This is a genomic window from Agromyces molybdatiresistens, assembly GCF_052748445.2.
In genome coordinates this window covers 3,313,074-3,338,408 of the sequence record NZ_CM188258.1, presented here as the reverse complement: position 1 = coordinate 3,338,408, position 25,335 = coordinate 3,313,074, and the positions used below count along the sequence as shown (strand labels likewise).

The 25,335-nt window shown below is 73.1% G+C and carries 24 protein-coding genes; 10 read left to right on the top strand and 14 right to left on the bottom strand.

From position 1 onward, the window contains the following. Positions 1–36: 36 nt before the first annotated feature. The 3 genes from paaD (at position 37) to ACULK2_RS15385 (ending at position 2,632) form a co-directional block, all read left to right on the top strand. A complete protein-coding gene (gene paaD / locus ACULK2_RS15395) occupies positions 37–534 on the top strand; it encodes a 1,2-phenylacetyl-CoA epoxidase subunit PaaD (RefSeq protein ID WP_445969994.1) in 498 nt (165 codons plus the stop codon). Beyond that, positions 534–1,751, top strand: a complete 1,218-nt coding sequence (paaE, locus tag ACULK2_RS15390; RefSeq protein ID WP_445969933.1) for a 1,2-phenylacetyl-CoA epoxidase subunit PaaE — start codon at positions 534–536, stop codon at positions 1,749–1,751. Before paaD ends, paaE begins: the two co-directional genes overlap by 1 nt. A gap of 107 nt (positions 1,752–1,858) precedes the next feature. After that, on the top strand, positions 1,859–2,632 hold the full coding sequence (locus ACULK2_RS15385) for an enoyl-CoA hydratase/isomerase family protein (protein ID WP_445969932.1): 774 nt from the start codon (positions 1,859–1,861) through the stop codon (positions 2,630–2,632). A 24-nt stretch (positions 2,633–2,656) separates the two neighbouring features. On the opposite strand, the gene mnhG is transcribed toward ACULK2_RS15385, so the two are convergent. Genes mnhG through ACULK2_RS15355 form a run of 6 tightly spaced genes read right to left on the bottom strand, consistent with a single transcriptional unit; the run spans position 2,657 to position 8,999 of the window. Continuing rightward, the gene (mnhG, locus tag ACULK2_RS15380) at positions 2,657–3,031 is read right to left on the bottom strand and encodes a monovalent cation/H(+) antiporter subunit G (RefSeq protein WP_445969931.1); all 375 of its coding nucleotides are present in this window, start codon (positions 3,029–3,031) and stop codon (positions 2,657–2,659) included. After that, the gene (locus ACULK2_RS15375) at positions 3,028–3,300 is read right to left on the bottom strand and encodes an MrpF/PhaF family protein (RefSeq protein ID WP_445969930.1); all 273 of its coding nucleotides are present in this window, start codon (positions 3,298–3,300) and stop codon (positions 3,028–3,030) included. The genes mnhG and ACULK2_RS15375 overlap by 4 nt, the downstream gene beginning before the upstream one ends. After that, positions 3,297–3,986, bottom strand: coding sequence for a Na+/H+ antiporter subunit E (locus ACULK2_RS15370; RefSeq protein ID WP_445969929.1), 690 nt, complete (start codon positions 3,984–3,986; stop codon positions 3,297–3,299). The genes ACULK2_RS15375 and ACULK2_RS15370 overlap by 4 nt, the downstream gene beginning before the upstream one ends. After that, positions 3,983–5,596 carry a Na+/H+ antiporter subunit D gene (locus tag ACULK2_RS15365; RefSeq protein WP_445969928.1) on the bottom strand — a complete coding sequence of 538 codons (1,614 nt, stop codon included), beginning with the start codon at positions 5,594–5,596 and terminating at the stop codon, positions 3,983–3,985. Before ACULK2_RS15365 ends, ACULK2_RS15370 begins: the two co-directional genes overlap by 4 nt. Then, a complete protein-coding gene (locus tag ACULK2_RS15360; protein ID WP_445969927.1) occupies positions 5,593–6,048 on the bottom strand; it encodes an NADH-quinone oxidoreductase subunit K in 456 nt (151 codons plus the stop codon). The genes ACULK2_RS15365 and ACULK2_RS15360 overlap by 4 nt, the downstream gene beginning before the upstream one ends. Beyond that, complete coding sequence (locus tag ACULK2_RS15355) at positions 6,045–8,999, bottom strand: Na+/H+ antiporter subunit A (protein ID WP_445969926.1); 2,955 nt, start codon at positions 8,997–8,999, stop codon at positions 6,045–6,047. Before ACULK2_RS15355 ends, ACULK2_RS15360 begins: the two co-directional genes overlap by 4 nt. Positions 9,000–9,107: 108 nt before the next feature. Between ACULK2_RS15355 and ACULK2_RS15350 the strand changes: the two genes are divergently transcribed. Then, on the top strand, positions 9,108–9,983 hold the full coding sequence (locus ACULK2_RS15350; RefSeq protein ID WP_445969925.1) for a sulfurtransferase: 876 nt from the start codon (positions 9,108–9,110) through the stop codon (positions 9,981–9,983). A gap of 4 nt (positions 9,984–9,987) precedes the next feature. Here the strand turns inward: ACULK2_RS15350 and ACULK2_RS15345 are convergent, their stop codons facing one another. Further along, a complete protein-coding gene (locus tag ACULK2_RS15345; RefSeq protein ID WP_445969924.1) occupies positions 9,988–10,899 on the bottom strand; it encodes a class I SAM-dependent methyltransferase in 912 nt (303 codons plus the stop codon). A 113-nt stretch (positions 10,900–11,012) separates the two neighbouring features. On the opposite strand from ACULK2_RS15345, the gene ACULK2_RS15340 reads away from it, so the two are divergent. Further along, positions 11,013–11,972, top strand: coding sequence for an FKBP-type peptidyl-prolyl cis-trans isomerase (locus ACULK2_RS15340; protein ID WP_445969923.1), 960 nt, complete (start codon positions 11,013–11,015; stop codon positions 11,970–11,972). A gap of 170 nt (positions 11,973–12,142) precedes the next feature. Here ACULK2_RS15340 and ACULK2_RS15335 read toward each other — a convergent pair whose 3' ends face one another. Beyond that, positions 12,143–13,450, bottom strand: coding sequence for a glycosyltransferase (locus ACULK2_RS15335; RefSeq protein WP_445969922.1), 1,308 nt, complete (start codon positions 13,448–13,450; stop codon positions 12,143–12,145). A gap of 217 nt (positions 13,451–13,667) precedes the next feature. Between ACULK2_RS15335 and ACULK2_RS15330 the strand changes: the two genes are divergently transcribed. Further along, positions 13,668–14,084, top strand: coding sequence for a transferase (locus ACULK2_RS15330; protein ID WP_445969921.1), 417 nt, complete (start codon positions 13,668–13,670; stop codon positions 14,082–14,084). A 149-nt stretch (positions 14,085–14,233) separates the two neighbouring features. Next, positions 14,234–15,973, top strand: a complete 1,740-nt coding sequence (locus tag ACULK2_RS15325; protein ID WP_445969920.1) for an alpha-glucosidase — start codon at positions 14,234–14,236, stop codon at positions 15,971–15,973. Positions 15,974–16,146: 173 nt separating this feature from the next. Here ACULK2_RS15325 and ACULK2_RS15320 read toward each other — a convergent pair whose 3' ends face one another. From ACULK2_RS15320 to ACULK2_RS15305, 4 genes are all read right to left on the bottom strand, one after another. Beyond that, entirely contained in the window at positions 16,147–16,548 is a 402-nt protein-coding gene (locus tag ACULK2_RS15320; protein WP_445969919.1) for a hypothetical protein, read from the bottom strand. A gap of 129 nt (positions 16,549–16,677) precedes the next feature. Further along, the gene (locus ACULK2_RS15315) at positions 16,678–18,093 is read right to left on the bottom strand and encodes a sensor histidine kinase (protein ID WP_445969918.1); all 1,416 of its coding nucleotides are present in this window, start codon (positions 18,091–18,093) and stop codon (positions 16,678–16,680) included. Beyond that, on the bottom strand, positions 18,086–18,763 hold the full coding sequence (locus ACULK2_RS15310) for a response regulator transcription factor (RefSeq protein WP_445969917.1): 678 nt from the start codon (positions 18,761–18,763) through the stop codon (positions 18,086–18,088). Before ACULK2_RS15310 ends, ACULK2_RS15315 begins: the two co-directional genes overlap by 8 nt. Before the next feature lie 209 nt (positions 18,764–18,972). Next, positions 18,973–20,022 (bottom strand): LLM class flavin-dependent oxidoreductase, encoded by a 1,050-nt coding sequence (locus tag ACULK2_RS15305; RefSeq protein ID WP_445969916.1) that lies wholly within the window; start codon positions 20,020–20,022, stop codon positions 18,973–18,975. Positions 20,023–20,258: 236 nt separating this feature from the next. Between ACULK2_RS15305 and ACULK2_RS15300 the strand changes: the two genes are divergently transcribed. Both ACULK2_RS15300 and ACULK2_RS15295 read left to right on the top strand, forming a co-directional pair. Continuing rightward, complete coding sequence (locus ACULK2_RS15300; protein ID WP_445969915.1) at positions 20,259–21,788, top strand: FAD-binding oxidoreductase; 1,530 nt, start codon at positions 20,259–20,261, stop codon at positions 21,786–21,788. A gap of 190 nt (positions 21,789–21,978) precedes the next feature. Next, positions 21,979–23,163, top strand: coding sequence for a hypothetical protein (locus ACULK2_RS15295; protein WP_445969914.1), 1,185 nt, complete (start codon positions 21,979–21,981; stop codon positions 23,161–23,163). A gap of 129 nt (positions 23,164–23,292) precedes the next feature. On the opposite strand, the gene ACULK2_RS15290 is transcribed toward ACULK2_RS15295, so the two are convergent. Beyond that, positions 23,293–23,799 (bottom strand): hypothetical protein, encoded by a 507-nt coding sequence (locus ACULK2_RS15290; protein WP_445969913.1) that lies wholly within the window; start codon positions 23,797–23,799, stop codon positions 23,293–23,295. Positions 23,800–23,874: 75 nt separating this feature from the next. On the opposite strand from ACULK2_RS15290, the gene ACULK2_RS15285 reads away from it, so the two are divergent. Continuing rightward, positions 23,875–24,876: an LLM class F420-dependent oxidoreductase gene (locus ACULK2_RS15285; RefSeq protein ID WP_445969912.1), complete on the top strand. Its 1,002-nt coding sequence runs from the start codon at positions 23,875–23,877 to the stop codon at positions 24,874–24,876. A 147-nt stretch (positions 24,877–25,023) separates the two neighbouring features. On the opposite strand, the gene ACULK2_RS15280 is transcribed toward ACULK2_RS15285, so the two are convergent. Continuing rightward, positions 25,024–25,311, bottom strand: a complete 288-nt coding sequence (locus ACULK2_RS15280) for a glutaredoxin family protein (protein ID WP_445969911.1) — start codon at positions 25,309–25,311, stop codon at positions 25,024–25,026. Between the last annotated feature and the right edge of the window lie 24 nt (positions 25,312–25,335).

Below are 25,335 nucleotides of genomic sequence, written 5' to 3'. Positions count from 1 at the left end.
GGCGAAGCGGATGCCGCGGCATCCGTCGCACGCCCCGTGCCGTCCGACCCCGCCTCGCGCGCCGCGTGGGACGTCGCAGCGACCGTGACCGACCCCGAGGTGCCCGTGCTCACCATCGAGGACCTCGGGGTGCTGCGCTCCGTGGCCGTCGACGACGCCGGCGTGCACGTCGAGCTCACCCCGACCTACAGCGGATGCCCCGCGATGGACGCCATGCGGGACGACGTCGTGCTCGCACTCACGCACGCCGGGTACGACGAGGTCGACGTGCGGATGGTGCTCTCGCCCGCGTGGACGACCGACTGGATGAGCGAGTCCGGCAAGGAGAAGCTCCGCACGTACGGCATCCAGGCGCCCTCGGGCCACGCGCCAGTGCGCGATGCCGGGCCGATCCGCCTGCAGATGGCGGTCAAGTGCCCGCGCTGCGACTCCCTGAACACCCGCGAACTCGCCCGCTTCGGCTCGACCTCGTGCAAGGCGCTCTACGAGTGCCGCGACTGCCTCGAGCCCTTCGACTACTTCAAGGTGCTCTGATGGCCGCGATCAATCTGGGCTCCACGGGGGCCCCGACCACCGGTGCCGCCGTCGGCGCGCTCGAGACGGATGCCGCGATCGCCGACGCGTTCCTCGCGAGCGCGGTCGGCGGCGACACCGCCCCGAAGCGGCGGCGCGCGCGCTTCCACTCGCTCGAGGTCGCCGAGGTGCGCCCGCTCACCGACGACGCCGTCGAGGTGACCTTCGCGGTGCCCGACGAGCTCGCCGACGACTACGCGTACCTGCCCGGCCAGTACGTCGCGCTGCGCCGCGACTTCGACGGCCACGAGCTGCGCCGGTCGTACTCGATCTGCCGGCCGCCGGTGCGCGGCAGCGTCTCGGTCGCGATCAAGCGCGACCTCGGCGGGCGCTTCTCGACGTGGGCGAACACCGAGCTCGCGGCGGGCGACCGCATCGACGTCATGAGCCCGCAGGGCACGTTCACGTCGGGGCTCGACTCGCTCGACGGCAAGCACGTCGTCGGCATCGCCGCCGGCTCGGGCATCACGCCGCTCATGGCGCTCGCGCACACCGTGCTCGCCCGGTCCGACGACGCGCGCTTCACGCTCGTTTACACGAACCGGTCGACGCGCGACGTGATGTTCCTCGAGGAGCTCGCCGAGCTGAAGGACCGCTACCCGTCCCGGCTCGCGCTGCACCACGTGCTCTCGCGCGAGCAGCGCACCGCGCCGCTGCTCTCCGGCCGCATCGACGCCGAGAAGCTCGAGCGCATGCTCGACGCCCTCATCCCGCCGGCGACGGTCGACGAGTGGTTCCTGTGCGGGCCCTTCGAGCTCGTGCAGCTCGCGCGCGACACGCTCGAGGCGCGCGACGTGCCGGCAGGCCGGGTGCGCTACGAGCTCTTCACGACCGACGCCGACCGCGCGACCGAGCCCCGGCACGGCCGACCCGTCACGGTCGAACGCGGCGAGCCCACGGTCGCGATCGAGTTCACGCTCGACGGCCTCTCGTCGACGGTGGACAGCCCGGTCAGCGCGAACGAGTCGATCCTCAACGCGGCGCTCCGCGTGCGCTCCGACGTGCCGTTCGCGTGCGCGGGCGGCGTGTGCGGCACCTGCCGGGCCCGCCTGGTCGACGGGAGCGTCAACATGACCGAGAACTACGCGCTCGAGCCCGAGGAGCTGGAGCGCGGATACGTGCTCACCTGCCAGTCGCACGCGACCTCCGACCGCGTCGTGGTCGACTACGACGTGTAGGACCGGGGCAGAGGGTTGCCCCCGAGTGCGCAGTATCGCGACGAGTGCGCACCTCGGAGCCTGCGCGCTCGTCGCGTATTCGCGCACTCGATGAGGAGAGGACCGAAATGATCGAGCTCGAGATCCACGACGACGTGGCCGAGGTCACGCTGAACGCACCGGGCAAGCTCAACGCGCTGGACGAGCAGGCGCTCGCCGAGCTCGGCGACGCCTACGACAACGCCGAGTACGCCGGCGTGCGCGCGCTCGTGCTGCGCGGCGAGGGTCGGGCGTTCTGCGCCGGCCGGGACATCACCGGCGTCGACCCGAGGGACGACGACGTGCTCGGCTACCTCGGCGGGCGCGTCGAGCCGTTGCTGAAGCGGATGGCGCGCTTCCCGGCGCCGACGTTCGCCGTCGCCCACGGCGCGTGCCTCGGCGTGGGCCTCGGCCTCCTCATCGCGAGCGACATCGTGTACGTCGCCGACACCGCGAAGATCGGCTCGCCGTTCAAGAACCTCGGCGCGACCCTCGACTCCGGCGGGCACGCGCTCTTCGTCGAGCGCCTCGGCGCGCACCGCACGATGGACCTCATCGTGACCGGCCGCCTCATGTCGGGCGACGAGGCCGTCGCCGCCGGGCTCTTCTCGCGGGTGCTCCCCGCCGACGACGTGCTCGCGGCCGCGCGCGCCGCGGCGCGGGACGCGGCATCCGGGCCCACCCAGGCCTTCATCGCCTCGAAGCGGCTCGTCGCCGACCTGCGCGATCACCGGCACGGGCTCTGGGCGTCGATGTCGGACGAGAACCGCGCCCAGGCCGCGCTCTGCGACACCGACGACTACCGCGAGGGGTTCGCCGCGTTCCAGGAGAAGCGCACGCCGCAGTTCACCGGCCGCGGCTGAGCGGGCGCGTGCCCGATGGCACGTTCAGCGCGCCGGGTCGTCGTCGCGGTCGCGCGCGTCCTCGTGCTCGGCGATGTCGCGGCCCAGGTCGTCCTCGATGAGCAGGTCGCGACGCAGCGCGTCGGTGCGGTAGGCCGCGCGGCCGAGCATGTGCGCGGTCATCGGCTGGGTGAGCAGCTGGAAGGTCATGATGAGGACGACCGTCGTCACCACGCCCCACGCGGGGACGCGGAGGACGATCGCGAGGAGCACGACGGCGAGGCCGAGCACCTGCGGCTTGGTCGCGGCGTGGAGTCGCGTGAGCACGTCGGGGAAGCGCAGCGCGCCGACGCCGGCGGCCATCGAGAGGAAGGCGCTCAGCAGGATGAGGCCGCCGATGCCGATCTCGGCGAGGTTCACGATTCGTCCTCCTTCCCGATGAAGCGCGCGATCGCGATCGAGCCGACGATCGCGAACAGCGCGAGCACGAGCAGCACCACGAGCGTGTCGGTGTGGCGGTTGACCGCCATCTCGGCGGCGAGGCCGCACATCGCGATCGCGAGCAGCACGTCGGTCGCGAGCGCGCGGTCCAGGATGGTCGGTCCGAGGACGATGCGCACGATCGCGGCGATCGCGCCGACGCCGAACATCACGCCCGCGGCGAGCCCCATCACGTCGAGCGCGCTCATGCGTCGTCCTCCCGTTCGGCGAGCTCCCCGGGGTCGGGCCGGACGGCGGTGATCGGGTGGCCGGTCTCGCGCCGATGCCGTCGAGCCGCCCGGACCGCCTGCGCCTGCTCGTGCGTGCCGATCGCGAGCACGATGCGCTCCTCGGTCGCGAGCACGTGCCGGCGGGCCTCGTCGATGTCGGCCTCGGTCCGCGTGCCGAGCGCGTGCAGGTACAGCAGTCCGCGCTCCCGATCGATGTCGACGACGACGGTGCCCGGCACGACCGTGATCGCCTCGGCCGTGAGCGTGGTGACCAGATCGGAGCGCGTGAGCAGCTGCACGGCGATGATCGCGTTCATGGGCTTCCAGCCCGGCCAGACCGCACGCGTCGCGACCTGGACGGAGGCGACGGCGACGTCGCACATCATCCAGAGCCCGAGCACCAGTCCGCGCCACGGGTTGAACCGTCCGCTGAGCAGCACGGGCGGTAGGTAGAACGCCCGCGTCACCGCGACCGCGAGCACGACTCCGGTCGTCACGGTGAGCACGTCGACGTGGTCCCAGAGGAAGACCCAGAGGGCGACGAGGCCCGCGAGCAGCGGCAGCTGCCGCCACACCGCCTGCCAGCGGGTCAGGTCGGCGGCGGAGGCCGGGACCGGGGGGTCGGGAACCGGCGGAGCGGGCGGTCGATCCGTGGCATCCGTCATCGCACACCCCCCGGGAACACGAGCGAGACGTACACGCTCGCATCGCGCAGGTTCTCGGCCGCACGGCTCGACAGGTCGAACAGCGGGCCGGCGAAGACGGTGAGCGCGATCGTGAGCACGACGAGCGCGGACGTCGCCGCGAGCATGAGCACGGGCGTGGTGCGCGTCGCGATGACGGTCGCGCCAGGCGCCTCCTGCACCGAGTCGATGAGCCGCGAACGGTACCCCTCGAGCTCGGCCTTCGGCCGCCAGAACGCGAGGTTCCAGAACCGCGCCAGGGCGTAGAGCGTGACGAGCGAGGTCGCGGCGCCGATCGCGACGACCGTCCAGATCAGCCAGTCGGGGCCGGGGGAGGACGTGCCGAGCGTCTCGGTCGACGGGGTCGCGCCGCCCGCGGCATCCGCCCCGGACACGAACAGGCCCACCTTGCCGAGGAAGCCCGAGAACGGCGGGATGCCGCCGAGGTTCATCGCCGGCACGAAGAACAGCACCGCCAGCATGGGCGAGGCGCGCCGCAGCCCGCCCAGGCGCGTGATCGACGTCGAGCCGCCGAAGCGCTCGATGAGCCCGGTCGTGAGGAACAGCGTCGTCTGCACGCTGATGTGGTGGATGACGTAGTAGATCGTCGCCGCGAGGCCCGCCACGCTCGCGAGCCCGATGCCGAAGATCATGTAGCCGATGTGGCTCACGAGCGTGAACGAGAGCAGGCGCTTGATGTCGGCCTGCGTCAGCGCGCCGAGGATGCCGATCGCGAGGGTCAGCCCCCCGATCACGAGGAACAGTATCGACAGGTCGGATTCGGTGAACAGGACCGTCTCGGTGCGGATGATGGCGTAGACGCCGACCTTCGTGAGCAGGCCCGCGAACACCGCCGTGACCGGCGCGGGCGCGGTCGGGTACGAGTCCGGCAGCCAGAACGACAGCGGGAAGACCGCGGCCTTGATGCCGAACGCGATGAGCAGCAGCAGGTGCAGGATCAGCTGGATGTCCTGCGGGAGTTCCGCGAGGCGCACCGAGAGCTGCGCGATGTTCGCGGTGCCCGTCGCACCGTAGACGAGGGCGATCGCACTGAGGAAGAACAGCGACGACACGAGGCTCACGATGATGTACGTCACGCCCGCCCGGATGCGCTCGCCCGTTCCGCCGAGCGTCAGCAGCACGTAGCTCGCCGACAGCAGGATCTCGAAGCCGACGTAGAGGTTGAACAGGTCGCCCGCGATGAACGCGTTGAACACGCCCGCCGAGAGGATCAGGTAGGTCGGGTGGAAGATCGACACCGGCGTCTCGCGGTGCTGGTCGGCGATGCCCTGGCCGACGGCGTACACGAGGACGCCGAGCAGCATCAGCGACGAGATGATGATCATGATCGCCGAGAGCCGGTCGACGACGAGCATGATGCCGAACGGCGGTGCCCACCCGCCGACCGCGACCGCGATCCCCGAGCCCGACTCGTCGACGCGCGCGAGGAGCACCGCGGCGATCGCCGCGACCGCGGCGAGCACGAGGGTCGACACGAGCATCTGCGCGCGGAAGCGGCGGCCGAGCATGAGCGCCACGGCGGCGCCGATGAGCGGCAGCAGCACCATCAGGGGAACGAGCGCGTCGGTCATCCGCGGCCCCCGTCCTCGTCGCTCGCCTCGAGCACGGCCTGCACGGCCCGGTCGTCCTCCTCGGAGCTGCGGTACAGGTCCGCGGTCTCCTCGGCGTCCTCGGCCATCTCGTCCTCGTCGACGATGAGGTCGCCGCGCTCGCCGAGCTGTGCGAGCCACCAGCTGCGGTAGATGAGCGCGAGCATGAACGCGGTGATGCCGAGGTTGATCACGATCGCGGTGAGCACGAAGGCCTGCGGCAGCGGGTCGGAGATCGCGTCCTCGTCGACGCCCTCGCCGAGGATCGGTGCGAGCCCGGTCATCCCGCCCATCAGGAACATGAACAGGTTCACGCCGTTGCCGACGAGCAGGAAGCCGATGAGCACGCGCGTGAGGCTCCGCTCCAGCATGACGGTGATGCCCGTGCCGAAGAGCACGGCGGCGACGATCACGAGCGTGAGCGATGCGGTCATGCGCGCACCTCCGCGGGGTCGGCGGGCACGGCGTCGGGGCCGGCCTCGTCGATCTGGCGGTCGATCTCGGCGCCGAGGGTGCGGAGGATGTCGAGCACGAGGCCCACCACCACGAGGTACACGCCGATGTCGAAGAGGGTCGACGTGCCGATCGAGAGCGTGCCGAGCACGGGCACCTCGGTCTCGAACCAGGTCGACTCGAACACGGTGAGGCCGAAGACGAGCGAGGATGCCGCGGTGCCGGCGGCCACGAGCAGGCCCGTGCCGAGCAGCAGCCCCGCATCGATCGGCGCGGCCTCGCCGAGCTCGTAGCGTCCGCCCGCGAGGTAGCGCGCGACGAGCGCGAGGCCCGCGAGGAGGCCGCCCGCGAAGCCGCCGCCCGGTGCGTTGTGCCCGACGAACAGGAGGTAGACCGAGACCACGATGGCCGGGTGGAAGAGCAGGCGGACGAGCACCTCGATGAGGATCGAGCGGTTGCGCGGCGAGAGCGTGCGGCCGGCCAGCAGCCAGGTCTGGCGGGTGGCGGCCGCCTCGGCCGCGGCATCCGTCTCGTGCTCGACGTCGGCGAGCCGGCGTCGCGCGGCGCGGATGCTGTCCGCCTGCTCGGGCACGGGCAGGAAGCGCTCGCGGCGGTCGACGTCGGCCAGCCGTGGCGCGCCGCCCATGCGACCGGACACGAAGATGAGGCTCGCGACGCCCGTCGCGACGGCGACGAGCACCGAGATCTCGCCGAGCGTGTCCCACGCGCGGATGTCGACGAGCAGGGCGTTCACGAGGTTCTTCGCGTGCGCCTCCTCGGCGAGGGCGGGGATGCCCTCGGCGATGCTCGGCCGCATGCGGGCGCCGAGCGCGACGATGCCGACCACGGCCATCACGATGCCGGCGAGCGCGCCGAGCGCGACGCGCAGCGGCGCGCGGACGACGGCGCGTCGCCCGGTCACGCGGCGCGGCAGGCGGCGGAGCACGAGCACCACGACGACGATCGTGAGGGTCTCGACGAGCGCCTGCGTGAGCGCGAGGTCGGGCGCGCCGCCCATGCCGAAGATGAGCACCAGGCCGTAGCCGGTCGCGCCGACGAGGAGCACCGCGGTCAGGCGCTGCCGGATGACGACCGCGGCCGAGGCGGCGAGGACCATGGCGAGGCCGATCACGGGCTGCGACGGACCGTCGGCGAGGCGGATGCCCTCGGGCCACGTGCCGTTCGCCGCGGCCGCGCCGCCGAGGCCCAGGATGAACACCGCGACGATCACGGCGAGGTAGCCGGGGAGGCCGCCCGACTGGATCAGGGTCGTCACGCGCGCGGCGCCCCGGTCGACGGCCCCCACGACGCGGAGGTACCCGCGCTCGGCGTCGATCGTGTCGGGCACGGCGGCCTGCGCGCGGCCGACGGCCTCGCGCCGCCAGACGAGCAGCACGCCGACCCCGATGACCAGCGCCGAGATCGCGAGGGCCGGCTCGAGTCCGTGCCAGAGCGCGAGGTGGTACTCGGTCGGCCCCGGCAGCGTCGCCGCGTAGGCGTCGAGCAGCGGTTCGATGAGCGGCAGCGCGAACGCGGTCGCGAGCGAGGCGGCGGCGAGGACCCCCGGGGCGAACGACATGAGCGCGGGCTCCCGGTGCAGCGGCGTCGGCTCGGCGCCGGGGCGCGACCCGAACGCGCCGGAGACGAAGCGCCAGCTGTAGGCGAAGGTGAGCATCGAACCGATCACCGCGGCCGCGAGCGCGACCCCGGCCCAGGCCGAGCCGGGTTCGCCGGATGCCGCGGCCTCGAGCTGCGCGGTGAACACGGCCTCCTTGGCCACGAAGCCGAGGAGCGGCGGCAGCCCCGCCATCGACGCCGCCGCGACCGTCGCGAACGCCGCGAGCCACGGCATCCGCCGCCCGAGGCCCGACAGCCTGCGCTTGTCGCGCGTGCCCGCGGCGTGGTCGACGATGCCGATCGTGAGGAACAGGGCGGCCTTGAACAGCGCGTGCGCGAGCAGCAGCGCCGTGCCCGCGAGCGCCGCGTCGCGCGTGCCCTGGCCGACGACGAGGATCAGGAAGCCGAGCTGGCTCACCGTGCCGTAGGCGAGCACGAGCTTGAGGTCGGTCTGCCGGAGCGCGCGCCATCCGCCCACCAGCATCGTGAAGCCGCCGATGCCGATCACGATCGGATGCCACACCGCCAGCTCGGCGTACCCGGGCGCGAGCACGGCGACGAGGTACACGCCCGCCTTCACCATCGCGGCCGCGTGGAGGTACGCGGACACGGGCGTCGGGGCCGCCATCGCGGCGGGGAGCCAGAAGTGGAACGGCACGAGGGCGCTCTTGGAGATCGCGCCGACGAGCACGAGCGCGACGCCGACCTCTGCGGCGACGCCCGTCACGGGATCGGCGACGAGCTCGTGGAGCGAGGTCGTGCCGCCCGCGACCGTGAGCACGACGAGTCCCACGAGCATCGAGAGCCCGCCGAAGGTGGTCACGGTGAGCGCCTGCAGCGCGGCGCCGCGCGCCTCGCGCCTGGCCGCGTCGTGCCCGATCAGCAGGTAGGAGAGCACGCTCGTGGCCTCCCAGAACGTGAACAGCACGAACACGTCGTCGGAGGTGACGAGGCCGAGCATCACGCCCGCGAACCCGAGGAGCAGCGCCGCGAAGCGGTTGAGCGACGGCTCGTCGTCGCGGAAGTACCACGTGCAGTAGAGCAGGACGAGCGCGCCGATGCCGGTCACGACGAGCGCGAGCAGCAGGGAGAGCGGGTCGAGGCGGAACGAGAGCGCGATGTCGAGGGCGCGGATCCACTCGATGCGCTCGACGAGGACCTCGCCGCCCGCGACGGCCGGCACGAGCGTCAGGAGCCATGCGAACACGGCCGTCGGCACGAGCGCGATGACCGGGAAGATGCGGCGACCCATGACCCCTGCGGCGAACGGCGTGACCAGGGCCACCGCGGCGAACGCCACGAGGGAGAGGATCATCCGTGCTCCCCCCGCGTGCGTTCCGACCGTCCGACCAGTCTACCGAGGGGGCGGAGGCGGCCCCGCGGCGCGGATGCCGTGGCCCGGCCGGGCTGGGAGGATGGGCGCATGCCGATCCTCATCGACCCCGCCGACCTCGCCGCGCGGCTCGAGCGCGAGTGGGACGCCCCGGTCGGCGCGCCACGGACGAGGGTGCTCGACGTCCGCTGGACGCTCGCCGAACCCGACGGCAGCGGTGCATACCGCGATGGGCATGTTCCCGGAGCGGTCTACGTGGACCTCGACGGCGAGCTCGCCGACCACGCCGCGGTCGGCGAGGGGCGTCATCCGCTGCCGTCCGAGGCCGCGTTCCAGCGGGCGATGCGGCGCTGGGGCCTGCGCGACGGAGACACCGCGGTGGCCATGGACGACGCGTCCGGCATGTCCGCGGCCCGGGCGTGGTGGCTGCTCCGGCACGCGGGCTTCGGCGACGTCCGGATCCTCGACGGCGGACTCGCCGCATGGCGTGCGGCCGGGCTCCCGCTCGAGCGGGGCGACGTGGTGGCCGAGCCGGGTGACGCGACCGCGCGGTTCGGCGCGATGCCCGTCGTCGACCTCGATGAGGCGGACGCGCTGGGCGCCGCCGGCGGCGGCGTGCTGCTCGACGCGCGTGCCGGGGAGCGGTACCGCGGCGAGGTCGAGCCGATCGACCCGCGCGCCGGGCACATCCCGGGCGCCGTGTCGGCGCCCACCGCCGAGAACCTCGACGGCGGGGGGCGCTTCCTCCCGGCCGCGGCGCTGCGCGCCCGTTTCGCCGCGCTCGGCGTCGACGGGGCCCGCCCCGTCGCCGTCTACTGCGGCTCGGGCGTCACCGCCGCGCACGAGGTGGCCGCGCTCGAGCTCGCGGGCGTCGAGGCCGCGCTGTACCCGGGCTCGTTCAGCCAGTGGTCCAACCGCTTCGAGCGACCGGTCGCGACCGGTGGCGCGCCGGGCGGCGACGCGTAGCGGCTCAGGTGTCCGCGGCCGCGGCCTCCGGCTCGGCGTCGTTCTCCGGCTCGGCCTCGGCCTCCCGCTCGGCCTCGCCCGCCGGCTCGGCCTCGCCCTCGGTCTCCGGTCGTCGGCCGACCGCGACGAGCGTCGTGATGTCGACGGTGGCCACGCCGCGCTCCTCGATCGCCGAGAGGTACCGCCCGCGCACCCCCTCGATCGCCTCGTCGTCGAGGTCGCCCAGCATCGCCCGCATGCCCGTGCCGATCACGAGTGCCCACGCGATCTCGGGCGTCAGGTCGAGGTGGCGCGGAACGGCCTCCGCGCGCACGTCGGCGAGTCCGCGCTCGGAGAGCCAGTGCGCGAACCCGCCCGCCGTGCCCGCGCCGGGCACCACCGGGCCGTCGTCCTCGTCGAGGCTCGGAACGCGTTCGTCGTCGGGCAGCACCGACGCGAGCAGTCCGGGAAGCGGCTCGAGCGCGCCATCCGCCCACACGGTCAGGACGACCCGACCGCCCGGCCGTGCGCACTGCACGAGGTGCGCGACGCCCGCCGCGACATCCTCGAAGAAGAACACCCCGAGCACGCACTGCACGAGGTCGTAGCCCGTGTACGGCCACGTCGTCGCGTCGGCCTCGTGCACGCGGAGCCACGGGACGTGCGCACCCGCGCGCTCGCGCAGCGTGTCGAGCATCGCGCTCGAGCGGTCGACCGCGTCGACGACGCCGCCCGGGCCGACCAGCTCGGCGGTCGGCAGCGCCGAGGCGCCGGCGCCCGCGCACGCGTCGAGCACGCGTTCGTCGAACTGCGGGACCGCCCGCAGCACCGTCGCCCGCGAGATCGGATCCCACAGCACCTCGTCGAGCTCCGTGAACGTCCCGGCCGCGTCGGTGAACACGCTCGCGACGTCGGGCTGGATCCCCGTTTCCCCCATGCGCACATTGTCGCCCGGTCGCGCGCGTTCGGGAAGACTCAGGGAATCGAGACATCCGGCGTGCAGACTTGTGGTTCACGTCTGCATTCCGACCCTGAATCGAGTACCCCTCCATGAACCGTGCCCTGCGTCGTGGCGCGCCCATCGCACTCGCATCCGTGTCCGTCCTCCTGCTCGTCGGCTGCGCGGGCGGCGGCGAGGAGACGCCCGAACCCACGTCGACGGATGCCGCGGCGGCGTGCCTCGAGGTCGAGGCGGGCGAGCAGAGCGACGCCATCGAGGTGTCCGGCGACTTCGGCGGCACGCCGACCGCGACGTTCGACGCGCCGCTCGAGGCCGAGGAGCTGCAGCGCACCATCGTGACCGAGGGCGACGGCGACGACACCGCGCCCGGCGACCAGGTGAGCGCCCAGGTGACCGCGTTCTCCGGCACGACCGGTGAGCAGCTCTTCTCGCAGCCGGCCACGCTCGAGCTCGCCGAGGGCACGCTCTACGACGGCTTCCGCGCCGGTGCGGACTGCGTGGCCCTCGGATCGCGCGTCGTCACCGTCGCGCCCGCGTCGTCGATCTACGGCGACGAGGGCAACGAGGGCATCGGCGTCGAGCCGGGCGAGACCCTGGTCATCGTGACCGACGTGCAGGAGCTCGTCGAGCTGCCCGTGCCCGGCGAGTGGACGGAGGACGTCCCGACCGTCGAGTACGCCGAGGACGGCACGCCGACCGTGACCATCCCCGACGCCGAGCCGTCGGACGAGCTGCTCGTCGCCGTCCTCGAGGAGGGCGACGGCGACGTCGTCACCGAGGACGACACGGTGACCGTCGACTACCAGGGCGTCGTGTGGGAGACCGGAGAGGTCTTCGACCAGAGCTTCGGCAACGCGCCCGTGCCGTTCTCGATCTCGGGCGTCATCCCGGGCTTCGGCGCCTCGCTCGTCGGCCAGCCGGTCGGCACGAAGCTGCTCGTGACCATCCCGCCGGCCCTCGGCTACGGCGAGGAGGAGTCCTCGAACGGCCTCGGCGGCCAGACCCTCGTCTTCTACGTCGAGATCACGGAGACCCGCACCGACGGCTGATCCGTCGGGCGGCATCCCCGCAGCTCACGTCGCGCCCGCGGCATCCCCCATCGAGGGCGGATGTCGCGGGCGCGGCGGTTCCGGCATCGGGCGGGGCGCCCCGGCGCGGGTGACCGGCGGCCCCGCTCCCGGCTCCCGGCTGCCGGCTCCCGGCTCCCGGCTCCCGCGGGTCAGCGAGCCGGCTCTGTGCTCCGCCGTGCGGCGACCAGCGCATCGAGCTCGTCGGCGATGATCGCCGCGGTGTCGTACCGGGCGATGCGGCGGGCCATCTCCTCCGACCGCTCGCGGAACGACGGCTCGGAGAGCAGCCGGTCGACCGCGGCCCCGACCGCAGCCGGCGTCGGCGTCCCCGTCCGCAGGGTGAGGCCGGTGCCGCTCCACTGGACGCGCATCGCGACGTCGGGCTTGTCCTCGGTATCGCCCGCGGCGACGATCGGCACGCCGTGGCTGAGGGCGTACTGCGTGCCGCCGAATCCGGCGTTCGTGACGAACACGTCGGTCTTCGGCAGGAGCAGGTCGTACGGCAGGAACTCGGCGGCGCGGGCGTTCTCCGGCAGCGGCCCGAGCCCCGCGACGGGTCGGCCGCCCGTCGCGGCGACCACGAGCACGTCGCGGTCGGCGAGCGCGTCGAGGGTCGGGCGGATGAGCCGGCCGAAGTCCTTGTTGTCGATCGTGCCCTGGCTGACGTGCACGACCGGGCGGTCGCCGTCGAGCTCGTGCCACCAGTCGGGCAGCTCGGTCGGGCCCGGCGAGGCCGGGAGGACGGTCCCGACGAAGCGGACGTTCGGAGCGAGGTCGCTGCGCGGGTACTCGAACTCGGCGGGCGAGAGCTGCAGGAAGCGGTCGCACAGCTCGGTCGCGTCGAACAGGAACTGCGGGAGCGCGGGCCGGCCGAGCTCGCGCAGCGTGCGGTCGGCGAGCGCCTGGGTCTTCCGGAACACCACCTTCGTGATGACGGCGTTGAGCACGCGGTTCCGGAGCCGGCCCAGGGCACCGGAGCGCGGCGCCATCCCGAGCCCGCCCGGTGCGGTGTCGACGCTCTGCTGCGAGAGCGGGATGACCCCGACCGCGATGATCGGCGGCCGGGAGGCCGGATCGTCGAGCAGCATCGGCAGAACGCCCATGAACGCGGCCTCGACGAGGACCGCGTCGGGCGCGAGCTCCTCCACGAGGGCCTCGAGCGCACGGAACTGGGCGGCGAGCGGGTGGACGAAGATCCGCTGGACGTCGTACTCGACCTTGGCGATGCCGCGGTATCGGTCGCGGTCGGGCAGGTGGTCCTGGATCACCCGGTCGTCGAAGTCGGCGATGCCCGGCAGTGAGCGGTGCCGGGCGCCCGCGGCCTCGACGGAATCGCGGAAGCGCGAGCCCGTGAGCACGGTGACCTCGTGGCCGCGGGCGACGAGGTCGCGCGCGATGGCGATGACGGGGGCAGCGTGGCCCTGGATGGGGTTCGCGCAGAGCAGGTAGGCGGACATGGATCGGCGGTTCTCCCGGAACGAGGGGATTGCCCGGCTGGGGCGAGCGCCGACATGGTCGTCGGCTCCCGGCCGACGCTACGGACGCGCGCACGGCGAAGGATCAGGGAGAGCCATGGAGATCCACAGGGTCAGCACCGAGGCTGGGGAATGCCCCGGTCAGCACGGATGTTGTACCTGTATCCGGAACCCCTGTCCGGAACGGAATGGAGGACGAGTGGGCATCAGCTACGTCGAGTTCGAAGACGATGCCGGCATCCTGCGCCGCTACCGCAAGCACGTCAACGGTCGCGGCCTCGTGGCGACGACCGCGAAGGTGGATGCGTCGGCGTTCGTCGACCCGACCGCATACGTCGATCCCGGCGCCGAGGTGCAGCGGGGCGCGACCCTGTCGCACGGCGCCTGGGTGGAACAGGACGCGATCGTCGCCGAGAACGCGACGATCGGCGTCAACGCCCGTGTCGGCCGCGGCGCGGTCGTCGGCCGCTTCGCCGTCGTCGGACCGTACGCGGCCGTCGGCGCGGGGGCCCGCGTGCAGAACGGTGCGCGCGTGCCGCGCGAGGCGACGGTCGCCGCGGGGTCGGAGCACCGCGCCTCCGGCGACGACCTGCGGCGCCTGGGCCTCGCGGCCTGAGCCCGCTTCGACGACTCGCAGCAACCGGATGCCCCGGGCGGATGCCCGGGGCATCGTCGTGTCGCACGGCATCCCGGGGCCCGCTGCGCAACCCGGGACGCGCGCGTCCACCCCGTGACGCCGCGCGAACATCCTGCGAGGATCGGGGCATGGCGAACGAACGCGAGCCCAGGCATCCGTCGACCGCCCCGGACTGGTGGAAGTCCGCAGTGGTCTACCAGGTCTACCCACGGAGCTTCCAGGACTCCGACGGAGACGGCATCGGCGACCTCCGCGGCATCCTGCAGCGCCTCGACCACCTCGAACGGCTCGGCGTCGACGTCGTCTGGCTGTCGCCGATCTACCGGTCGCCGCAGGCCGACAACGGGTACGACATCAGCGACTACCGCGACATCGACCCGACGTTCGGCACCCTCGACGACTTCGACGAGCTGCTCGCGGCCATGCACGCGCGGGGCATCCGGCTCGTCATGGACCTCGTCGTGAACCACACGTCGGACGAGCATCCGTGGTTCGTGGAATCGCGGTCGAGCCGTGACGACCCGAAGCGCGACTGGTACTGGTGGCGCCCCCCGCGGGAGGGCCTGGCCGGCGGCGCGCCCGGCGCGGAGCCGACGAACTGGCGGTCCTTCTTCTCCGGCCCCACGTGGGAGTGGGACGAGGCGACGGGCGAGTACTACCTGCACCTCTTCGACGTCAAGCAGCCCGACCTCAACTGGGAGAACCCCGAGGTCCGGCAGGCGGTCTACGAGATGATGCGCTGGTGGCTCGACCGCGGCGTCGACGGCTTCCGGATGGACGTGATCAACCTCATCTCGAAGCACCCGCACCTGCCCGACGGACCCGTCCGCGACGGGCGCGAGTTCGGCGACGGCGGCGCGTTCTACACCAACGGTCCGCGGCTGCACGAGTTCATGCAGGAGATGCACCGCGAGGTGTTCGACGGGCGCGACGGCCTCATCACCGTGGGCGAGACCCCCGGGGTCACGGTGGACGAGGCGCTCCTGTTCACCGACCCCGCACGGCGCGAGGTCGACATGGTCTTCCAGTTCGAGCACGTCGGGCTCGACCACGGCGTCAGCAAGTTCCACCCGCGCCGGCTCGAACCCGGCGAGCTCGCGGCATCCCTCGCCAAGTGGCAGGAGGGCCTCGAGGAGGTGGGCTGGAACAGCCTCTACCTCGAGAACCACGACCAGGCCCGCTCGGTGAGCCGATTCGGCGACGCGGAGGAGCACTGGTACAGCTCGGCCACCGCGCTGGCGACCATGCTCCACCTGCTTCGCGGCACGCCGTACGTCTACCAGGGGCAGGAGCTCGGGATGACGAACGCGCCGTTCGCCGACATCGGCGACTACCGCGACGTCGAGTCGCTGAACGCCTACGCCGAGGAGGTGGCGAGCGGCACGGCGGCGGCCGACGCCCTGTACGGCCTGAGCCTGATGAGCCGCGACCACGCAAGGACGCCGATGCAGTGGGACGCCACGCCTGATGCGGGCTTCACGACCGGCGTGCCGTGGCTCGAGGTGAACCCGAACCACGCGACCATCAACGCGGCCGCGCAGGTCGGCGACCCGGGGTCGGTGTTCGAGTACTTCCGGCAGCTCATCGCGCTGCGGCACGAACGGCCCGTGGTCGCCCACGGGTCCTTCGAGCGGGTGGATGCCGGCCACCCCGCGATCTTCGCGTTCGAGCGCGTGCTCGACGACGACCGGCTGCTCGTCGTGGTGAACCTCGCGTCGACGGAGCACGACCCGGTGTTCCCGCCGGGGTTCGCGGACCGGTGGCGCGACTCGCTGCCGGTGCTCACGAACACGCTGCCCGACGCGCCCGGCGCCTTCGACGCGCCGCTCGCCCCGTGGGAGGCCCGCGTCTCGTCGCTCGCCCCCTGAGCGCGCGGCGCGCCCGCGCCGCCCGCTCCCGCGCGCTCCCGCCCGCCCCCGCGCCCGCGGGCGCGCGCGCGATGGAGTGCGATTTCTGCGGTGGAGTACGCGGGAACCCGTACTCGTACGCAGAAACCGCGCTCCAACGAGTCGGCATCAGCCGCGCGGATCGGACGATGAGGTCAGTCGTCGTCGCCGTCCGCGTCATCCGCGTCATCCGCGTCGTCGTCCTCGACCGCGACCACGCCGAAGTCCTCGTCGAGCGAGACCTCGACGTACGTGCCGGAGTCGAGCTTCACGTCGACCTCGTAGGCGACGACGCGGTCGCCCTCGCGGTCGTCCTCGCGCTCGGCCTCGACGACCTCGCCCTCGCCGGCCTCCGCCAGTGCGGCATCCGTCGCCTGCTCGAGGTCGGCACCGGTGAGCTGCTCGTTCGCCTCGTCCTCGGTTCCGGATTCCTGCGACGAGCCGGCCGGGTCCTCCGCCTCGAAGCCGTCGGTCGCGGCGTACGCGATCGCGGTGCCGCCGAGGGCGAGCACTCCGGCGGCCGCGGCGGACGTGATCCAGATGGTGCGCTTCTTCATGGTCGTGCCTCCCGTTCGTTCGGTTCGACACCAGACTCGCCGGGGTGCGCTGAAGCCAGCCTGAAGCGTCCTGAACGCGGTTTCAGCGAACCGCGGGCGCGCGGGGTCGCGTCCCGGCGCATCGGTGCGTCAGCGAGCGGATGCCGCGGCCGGCAGCTCCACGCGGAGGCGTGCGCCGCCCGACGGCGCGTCCTCGACGCGGGCCTCGCCGCCGTGTGCGCGCGCGATCTCGCGCACGATCGCCAGTCCCAGGCCGCTGCCGCCGGTGTCACGGGCCCGCGAGTCGTCGAGTCGGACGAAGCGCTCGAACACGTGCTCGCGTTCGCCGGGCGGGATGCCGTCACCGTCGTCGTCGATCGTGATCACGGCGCCGCTCGCATCTCCGCCGCTCGCGCGGTCAGTTCGGCCGGGCTCCGGGTCGACCGCGAGCACGATCCCGGAGCGCGCATGGCGGGCGGCGTTGTCGACGAGGTTGCGGACGAGCTGCGCGAGCAGCGCGGCATCCCCGCGCACCCTCGTCGCGTGCACGCTCGACGTGTCGACCGCGACCGCGCCGCCACCACGGATCCGGGCCGCCTCGGCGAGCAGCAGGTCGTCGAGGTCGACCTCCGCGGGATCGGGGCGCAACGCGCCCTCGTCGGCGCGGGCGAGCACGAGCATCCCCTGCACGAGGCGTTCGAGCCGATCGCCCTCGGCGAGGACCACCTCGCCGAGCTCCCCGTCGCGGACCCGCTCCGGGTGGGCGCGAGCGAGTTCGGCGTACTGCCGGATCGTCGCGAGCGGCGACTTCAGCTCGTGCGACGCGTCCGAGATGAATCGCCGCTGCGTCGCCTGCGCCGACTCGAGCCGGCCGAGCATGCCGTTCAGCGTCTGCGCGAGGCGCGCGATCTCGTCGCCGGTCGCCGGTTCGTCGAGCCGGTCGGCGAGCGTGGTCGCGGTCACCGCGTCGACCTGCCGCCGCATCCGCTCGACGGGGGCGAGCGCACGCCCGACCACGATCCAGGCCGTGAGCGCGACGAGCGCCACCAGGAGGGGCACGGAGACGGCGAGCAGTCGCGCCACGGTGCCGAGGGTCTCGTCCACCGACTCGGTGCTGCGACCCACGATCACGGCGACCTCGTCGTCGCCCCCGTCGGCGTCGCTCTCGGCGTCCTCGCGGGCGAGGACGTAGGTCTCGTCGTCGACGCGGACGCTCGCGCCGTCGCGCAGGCCCGCCGCGGTAGCGGGCGCCTCCTCGCTCGCGGCGACGATCGCGCCGCCGGCGACGACCAGCACGATGCGGTCGTCGTCGAGCTCGCCGAGGTCGCCGAGCGACGTCGCGCCGCCCGCCTCGACCTGCGCCGCCAGCGCCGCGGCATCCTGCTCGGCCGAGGCCCGCACGCCCTCGAGGAGCGACGCGCGCAGCACGATCCAGAAGATCACGGCGCCGATCACGAGCGCCAGGGCGACGACGGATGCCGCAGCGAGCGTGATGCGGCCGCGGACACCGGTGCGGTGCCGGCGGGGCCTGCCCGCGGCATCCGCTCGGCCGGCCGCCTCAGCCACCGTCGGCCGCCAGCCGGTAGCCCGCACCACGGAGCGTCTGGATGCCGTCGCGCCCGAACGGACGGTCGACCTTGTTGCGCAGGTGCCGGATGTAGACCTCGACGATGTTCGGGTCGCCGTCGAAGTCGAAGTCCCAGACGCCCTCGAGGATCTCGCGCTTGGACACCACCTCACCGGGTCGGCGCAGGAGGAACTCGAGCACCGCGAACTCGCGGGCGGTGAGATCGACGGCGGTGCCGCCGCGGCGGACGGCGCGCGAGGCGGGGTCGAGTTCGAGGTCGCCCGCCGAGAGCACCGCCGGGCGAGGAGCGGCGCCGCGCCGGATGAGCGCCCGCACGCGCGCGACGAGCACCGCGAACGAGAACGGCTTCGTCAGGTAGTCGTCGGCACCCGTGTCGAGCGCCTCGACCTGGTCCCACTCGCCGTCCTTCGCGGTGAGCATGAGCACGGGCGTCCAGTCGTCGGCCTCGCGGAGCGCGCGGCAGACGAGGTAGCCGTTCAGTCCCGGGAGCATGATGTCGAGGAGGATCGCCGCGTAGCGGTTCTCGCGGGCGAGCCACAGTCCGTCGGTGCCGTTCGCGGCGACGTCGACCGCGAAGCCCTCGGCCTCGAGCCCGCGCTTCAGTCCCTCGGCGAGGCGCGTCTCGTCCTCGACCACCAGCAGCCGCATCGATCACCGTCCTCCGTCGGGCCCATCCTCCCGGATGCGCGCTGAAGCGGGGCTGAAGCTCGCGGCGGCGGCGGCGCGTGCCTCGACGGAGTGCGATCTCTGCGGTGGAGTGCGCGGACAATCGCACTCGCACGCAGAAACCGCACTCGCACGCAGAAACCGCACTCGCACGCAGAAACCGCACTCGAACGGGTCGGCGGCTCCTCGCGCTAGGCGGCGAGGCGGTCGGCGAGCAGCTCGAGGGTCCGCACGCGGCCCGGCGAGGCATCAGCCGGCTCGTCGGCACGGCTGCCCGCGACGGGCGCGAGCATGACCTCGTCGATGCCGTGCCGCTCGGCCAGCGTGCGAACGGCGGATGCCGCGGCATCCGCCTCGCCGATCACCCAACGCGCGCGCATGCGCGAGACGACCTCGTCGGCGTCGGAGTCGCGCGGGGCCGCCTCGGCCTCCTCGACGGTCTCGAGCGGGCGCATCGGGCGATTCAGCCGCAGTCGCGCCATCGCGTGCAGCTGCGGCAGCGCGCGGGCCTCGGCTTCGTCGGTCGTGTCGGCGACGATCGCGTTCAGGGTGAGGATCGTCTGCGGCGACGGATGCCGCTCGCTCGGGCGGTACCCCGACCGGTAGAGCTCGAGCGCCTGCTCGAGGCCCTCGCCCGAGAAGTGGTTCGCGAACACGTACGGCAGTCCCAGCTCGGCGGCCAGCTTCGCGGAGTAGTCGGAGCTGCCGAGCAGCCACAGCGTGGGCACGTCCGTCGCGGCCGGCGTCGCCTGGATCGGGTACTCGCGCCCGCTCGTCAGGCGCAGCGTCGCGCCATCCGGTGACAGCAGGCTCAGGATGTCGGCGACGTGATCGGGGAACCGGTCGACGTCGGCCGTCGGGCCGGAGATCCTCAGGAGCTGCGTGATCACCGGGTCGCTGCCCGGTGCGCGCCCGATGCCGAGGTCGATGCGGCCCGGCGCGAGCGCCTCGAGCGCCGCGAACTGCTCGGCCACGACGAGCGGCGCGTGGTTCGGCAGCATCACGCCCCCCGAGCCGACGCGGATGCGCTCGGTGCGCGCGGCGGTCGCCGCGATCAGCACGGGCGGGGTCGTGGACGCGACCGACGGCATGTTGTGGTGCTCGGCGAACCAGTAGCGGGTGAAGCCCAGGCGGTCGGCGGCCTGCGCGAGGGCGACGGATGCCGCGAGCGCCTCTGACGAGGACTGGCCGTTCCGGACGGGGACGAGATCGAGGACCGAGAGGCGTGGCGAGAGAGACATCCCCTGCTGCAACCGGGGCCCCGAGAGCGCTATTCCGCGGAGGTCCCGGCCTGCGGTCCGACCGGCCGGTCGCGTCGGATGCTCGGGATAACCCTGAGTGGATCGGCGGGATCGTCCTGATCTCCGGCGTCGACGCAGGCCGTTGTATGGGAGTCGCGTCGTGAGCGCCCCCGGTGATCCGGGCGGCCGTCGGACCAGGCCGCAACGGCCGCCGCCCGGCCCGCGACCATCACCCCGTGAAAGGACCACCAGTGAACCCGCTCGCCTCCGAGACCGTCGCGGCAGAGACCGCGGCGGCCACCGATCCCACCACCACGGCGCCGTCGGCCGCTCCGGCCGAGAGCGCTGCGCCGGCCGCCATGTCGCTCCGCGAGTCGTTCGCGATCCTCGCCGAACGCCTCGACGGACGGCTCTCCCTGCCGGGCGACCCCGACTACGACGCCGACCGGCTCGCCTGGAACCTCGCGGTCGACCAGCACCCCGCCGCGGTCGTCGTCGCGGCATCCGTCGCCGACGTCGCCCGCACCGTCCGCGCCGCCCGCGAGCTCGGACTCGCGGTCGCGCCGCAGGCGACCGGCCACAACGCCGGCCCGCTGGCCGAGGGGCGCGGCCTCGCCGACGCCGTCCTCCTCCGCACGCACGAGCTGCGCGCGATCGAGGTCCGGCCGACCCAGCGCATCGCGCGCGTCGAGCCGGGCGTGCTCTGGGGCGACGTCGTCGCCGCGGCGGCGCCGCACGGCCTCGCCGCGCTCGCCGGATCGAGCCACGACGTGGGCGTGGTCGGCTACACGCTGGGCGGCGGCGTCTCGTTCCTCGGACGCGCGCACGGCCTCGCCGCCAACCACGTCACCGCGGTCGAGCTCGTGACCGCCGACGGCGAGTTCCGTCGCGTCGACGCGCAGCACGATCCCGAGCTGTTCTGGGCCGTCCGCGGCGGCGGCGGCGACTTCGGCATCGTCACGGCGCTCGAGTTCGCGCTGTTCGAGATCGAGCAGGTCGTCGCCGGGGCCCTGTTCTTCCCCATCGAGCGCACCGAGGAGGTGCTGCAGGCGTGGGCCGAGTGGACGCGCTCGGTGCCCGACACCGTCACCTCGGTCGGACGCGTGCTGCGCTTCCCGCCGATGCCGGAGCTCCCGCCATTCCTCTCCGGGAAGTCGTTCGTGCTCGTCGAGGCCGTCATCCAGGAGGAGCCCGCGCGCGCCGACGCGCTGCTCGCGCCGCTCCGCGCCCTGGAGCCGGCCATGGACACCGTGCACCCGCAGGCCCCCGCCGAGCTGCTCCAGCTGCACATGGACCCGCCCGGCCCGACGCCCGGTCACGGCGACGGCATGATGCTCGCCGAGCTGCCGGCCGAGGCGGTCCGCGCGTTCGTCGCCGCCGTCGGCCCCGGCGCCGACACGGCGCTGCTGTCCGCGGAGATCCGCCACCTCGGCGGCGCGTTCTCACCGTCGGCCGCGCTCGAGGTCGCCGCCGACCGCGGACTGCCCATCCCGGGCGCCGTCGGCGGGCTCGAGGCCGAGTACCTGGTGTACGCCGTCGGCATCGCCGTGCCCGAGACGCTCCAGGCGGTCGTCGCCTCGCTCGGGCGCCTGCTCTCGCGCATCGAGCCGTGGCGTGCCTCCGTCGAGTACCTGAACTTCGCGGAGCGCCAGACGACGGGCTCGCGGTTCTTCGGCGACGACGGCCGGCTCGCGCGACTGCGCGCGGTCAAGCAGGCCGTCGACCCCACGGGGGTCATCCGCTCGAACCACCCCGTCGGCCGCTGAGGCGGCGACGCATCCCGACGGGCCCGGCGACCGCGCCGGGCCCGTCGCGCTGCGGGCCGCGGGCCTGGCTTGCATCCGTCGACCTCACTCGCGCCGGGACGTCTGCCGAATGGGTCTGTCGGTTCGGCCTCGAGGTTCCTAGGCTGGGGGACACGCGACGACGTCGTCGCCGGACCTGGGGGAGGGACGTATGACGGTTCACCACGAGCTGCCCACCACGACCGATTTCGCGACTCTGGCGGGTGAGCACCACCCCGCGATCACCATCTACGCGGCCACGTCACCGGTCGTCAGTGAGCGAGAACGCGCCGAGGTCGCCGTCAAGAGCCTCTTCGACGAGGCCATCGACCGCATCCGCTCCGGCGGCGCCGAGACCTCCGAGGTCGACGCACTCAAGGTCGAGCGCGACGCCGTGCTCGGCGACCGTTCGCTGTGGGCCGGGCTCTCCCGCTCCCTGGCGATCTTCGTCGCGCCGGGCTTCACCGACGTCTACGTGCTGCCGAACCGCCTCGACGACGCGGTGCACGCGGGCTCGCACTTCGTGCTCGGGCAGCTGCTCCGAGCACCGAGCCAGGATCAGGAGGCGTTCGCCGTCACACTGTCCTCGAACGAGTGGGCGCTCTGGCACGCGCTCCCGACCGCCCGCGCCGAGCAGATGCCGCTCGACCCCGACCTGCCCCGTAACCTCGACGACGCCGCGAACCGCGAAGCCGGCGAGGGCTTGCGTCGCCGCGGCGGCGGACACGGCGATCGGGGTACGAACGAGGGCGACCGACGCCCCGAGATCCACGACATCTACGCCAAGCGCGTCGCCGATGCCGTCTGGCACGAGCTCCAGGAGCACGACCCCGATGCGAGGGTGCCCCTGTTCGTGTTCGCGGCCGAGCCGCTGCTCAGCTCGTTCCTCGACCGGGCGCACAACGGGCGCCGCGTGGTCGGTGTGCAGGGCGGTCCCGACCGGCTCGGCGCCGCCGAGATCGACGGCGAGCTCCGCCAGCAGCTCGCGCAGCTCAACGTGAACGAGGCGAAGACCGCACTCACGGGCCTCGCCGACGGCAGCGCCGGGCGCGTCGAGCGCGACCTCGCCGCGATCGGGCGACTCGCCGCCGACGGCGCCGTCGAGTGCCTGTGGTTCGACTTCACGACGTCGGTCAACGGCACGCTCGACCACGAGTCGGGTGCGATCGAGTTCGCGACCGACCACGGCAACGGCGACGCGCTCTCCGACGGCCGGCACGCCGGCGACCTCTTGCCCGAGCTCGCGATGCTCGTCATCGCCCGCGGCGGCAAAGTCGTCACGGTGCGGGGTGACGACCTCGAGGATTCCGTCTGGGACGGGCCTGCGATGGCCGAGCTGAGGTTCGCGCTCACCTGATCAGGGGCTGCGGCGCCGGCCTGCCCGGTCGGCGCCGGGCGGCGCCAAGCGGCGCGGTCGACGCGGCCGACGCGGAGCCGCGCGGCGCGGCCGGCGCGGTGCGGTGCGGTGCGCCCGCCGGACCCTGCGTCAGACCGCCACCGCGAACCGGGGCGTGACGCCCGAGAACGCGTCGCGCAGTGCGCCGAACGCGCGACGCGCGGCATCCGCCATCGAATGCGCACCCACGGGCAGCGCGCGACGGGCGACCTCGGAGCGCCGGCGCGTGGTCGCCCGCGCGCCCGCGCCGAACGAGTCGTCGGCCTCGAGGACGGGGAGCACGACGGCGGGCTGGCACTCGAGGTGCACCTCCACCTCGTGCGTGCGCTCGTCCTCGATGATCGCCTCGAACGGGACGCGGACGTGCCGGAACCGACCGCGACGGCGCGGCGCGGCGGATTTCAGGCCGATCGTGAGACGGCCCGGGCTGGTGCCGCCGAACGGCGTGCGGCCGACCGCGACGACGTCGACGCGCCACAGCTCGCTCGGGCAGGTCGCCACACCCGAGAGATGGATGACGCGGATGCCGCCGGACGTGACCGCGACGGCGGCGAGGTCGTCGACGAGGACGTGCGCGTGATCGATCGTGTGGGCCATGTTCGCCGACGCTACGGATGTCAAGGCCGGGCGACATCAGTGCTGACGCTGAGATCGCGACCGTAGGCTGGCGGGATGCGATTCGGATTCTTCGTACCCCAAGGATGGCGCCACGACCTCGTCGGCATCGAGCCGGCCGACCACTGGTCGACGATGCACGGCCTCGCCGAGTTCGCCGACCGCGACGGCTCGCCGTGGGAGTCGATCTGGGTCTACGACCACTTCCACACCGTGCCCGTGCCGAGCGAGTCGGAGGCGACGCACGAGGCATGGTCGCTCATGGCCGCGTACGCGGCGTCGACCTCACGGGTGCGCCTCGGGCAGATGTGCACGTGCATTGCCTACCGCAACCCGGTCTACCTCGCGAAGGTCGCGGCGACGGTCGACGTGATCTCCGGTGGGCGGCTCGAGATGGGCATCGGCGCCGGATGGTACGAGCACGAGTGGCGCGCGTACGGATACGGGTTCCCCCACGCCCCCGAGCGACTGCGGATGCTGCGCGAGGGCGTCGAGATCATGCACCAGGCGTGGACGACGGGCCGCGCGAGCCTCGACGGCGAGTTCACCCGGGTCGACGGAGCGATCGTGCAGCCGCAGCCGCTGCAGGCCGGCGGCGTCCCCTTGTGGGTCGCCGGCGGCGGCGAGAAGGTGACGCTGAAGATCGCGGCGAAGTACGCCTCGTACACGAACTTCTACGGCAGCCCCGAGGAGTTCAGCCACAAGAGCGAGGTGCTGCGCGGGCACACCGACCGGCTCGGTCGCGACTTCTCCTCGATCGTGCGGAGTGCGAACTTCAACACGGTCATCGGCGAGACCGAGGTCGACGTCGAGCGACGACTCGAGGCCATCGAGGCGCGGGTCGCGGGTTCGGCGGGCGAGAAGGCCGCGGCGAAGTTCATGCACGACTTCCGTTCGGACGAGGCGATCGCCGTGGGCACGCCGTCGCAGGTCGTGGACAAGCTGCTCGACATGCGCTCGCGCGGCCTCGGCTACGCGATCCACTACTTCCCGGAGGCGGCCTACGACCGCTCCGGTCTCGAGCTCTACGAGCGCGAGGTCATCCCCGCCCTCGCCTGACGCCCTCGCGGGATCCCGTTCCCGGAACTTCTCGCCGATCGCCACCGTTCTCAGGAGGGCGCGCCGCGGTCTCCGGCGACACGCCGAAGGACCCCTGAGAACGGTGACGAGGGTCAGGCGGCGGCGACGGTCAGGCCGCGGCGACCGTCAGGCGGCGTCGCTCTCGGCGGCGAGCGCGGCGTCGAGCTTCGCGGCCAGTTCGTGGTCGGTGGGCTCGGTGAAGTGCGTGCCGTCGGGGAAGACGACCACGGGGATGTTCGTGCGACCCGAGATCGCCTTCGCGCGGTCGGCGCCGTCGGCGACGGTCATCAGGTCGATGTACTCGTAGTCCACGCCGCGCCGGTCGAGCAGGGCCTTCGAGCGGCGGCAGTCGCCGCACCACTCGGCGCCGTACATGGTGATGCGGGCGGGGTTCAGGTCGGTGGGGGAGGTCATGCAGATAACCTACGTGGGTATCCT

Excerpts from the sequence above, each read along its gene's own strand:
- paaE (WP_445969933.1), top strand. The coding sequence starts at position 534 with ATGGCCGCGATCAATCTGGGCTCCACGGGGGCCCCGACCACCGGTGCC.
- ACULK2_RS15385 (WP_445969932.1), top strand. The coding sequence starts at position 1,859 with ATGATCGAGCTCGAGATCCACGACGACGTGGCCGAGGTCACGCTGAAC.
- ACULK2_RS15375 (WP_445969930.1), bottom strand. The coding sequence starts at position 3,300 with ATGAGCGCGCTCGACGTGATGGGGCTCGCCGCGGGCGTGATGTTCGGC.
- ACULK2_RS15370 (WP_445969929.1), bottom strand. The coding sequence starts at position 3,986 with ATGACGGATGCCACGGATCGACCGCCCGCTCCGCCGGTTCCCGACCCC.
- ACULK2_RS15365 (WP_445969928.1), bottom strand. The coding sequence starts at position 5,596 with ATGACCGACGCGCTCGTTCCCCTGATGGTGCTGCTGCCGCTCATCGGC.
- ACULK2_RS15360 (WP_445969927.1), bottom strand. The coding sequence starts at position 6,048 with ATGACCGCATCGCTCACGCTCGTGATCGTCGCCGCCGTGCTCTTCGGC.
- ACULK2_RS15355 (WP_445969926.1), bottom strand. The coding sequence starts at position 8,999 with ATGATCCTCTCCCTCGTGGCGTTCGCCGCGGTGGCCCTGGTCACGCCG.
- ACULK2_RS15350 (WP_445969925.1), top strand. The coding sequence starts at position 9,108 with ATGCCGATCCTCATCGACCCCGCCGACCTCGCCGCGCGGCTCGAGCGC.
- ACULK2_RS15345 (WP_445969924.1), bottom strand. The coding sequence starts at position 10,899 with ATGGGGGAAACGGGGATCCAGCCCGACGTCGCGAGCGTGTTCACCGAC.
- ACULK2_RS15340 (WP_445969923.1), top strand. The coding sequence starts at position 11,013 with ATGAACCGTGCCCTGCGTCGTGGCGCGCCCATCGCACTCGCATCCGTG.
- ACULK2_RS15335 (WP_445969922.1), bottom strand. The coding sequence starts at position 13,450 with ATGTCCGCCTACCTGCTCTGCGCGAACCCCATCCAGGGCCACGCTGCC.
- ACULK2_RS15325 (WP_445969920.1), top strand. The coding sequence starts at position 14,234 with ATGGCGAACGAACGCGAGCCCAGGCATCCGTCGACCGCCCCGGACTGG.
- ACULK2_RS15320 (WP_445969919.1), bottom strand. The coding sequence starts at position 16,548 with ATGAAGAAGCGCACCATCTGGATCACGTCCGCCGCGGCCGCCGGAGTG.
- ACULK2_RS15310 (WP_445969917.1), bottom strand. The coding sequence starts at position 18,763 with ATGCGGCTGCTGGTGGTCGAGGACGAGACGCGCCTCGCCGAGGGACTG.
- ACULK2_RS15305 (WP_445969916.1), bottom strand. The coding sequence starts at position 20,022 with ATGTCTCTCTCGCCACGCCTCTCGGTCCTCGATCTCGTCCCCGTCCGG.
- ACULK2_RS15295 (WP_445969914.1), top strand. The coding sequence starts at position 21,979 with ATGACGGTTCACCACGAGCTGCCCACCACGACCGATTTCGCGACTCTG.
- ACULK2_RS15290 (WP_445969913.1), bottom strand. The coding sequence starts at position 23,799 with ATGGCCCACACGATCGATCACGCGCACGTCCTCGTCGACGACCTCGCC.
- ACULK2_RS15285 (WP_445969912.1), top strand. The coding sequence starts at position 23,875 with ATGCGATTCGGATTCTTCGTACCCCAAGGATGGCGCCACGACCTCGTC.
- ACULK2_RS15280 (WP_445969911.1), bottom strand. The coding sequence starts at position 25,311 with ATGACCTCCCCCACCGACCTGAACCCCGCCCGCATCACCATGTACGGC.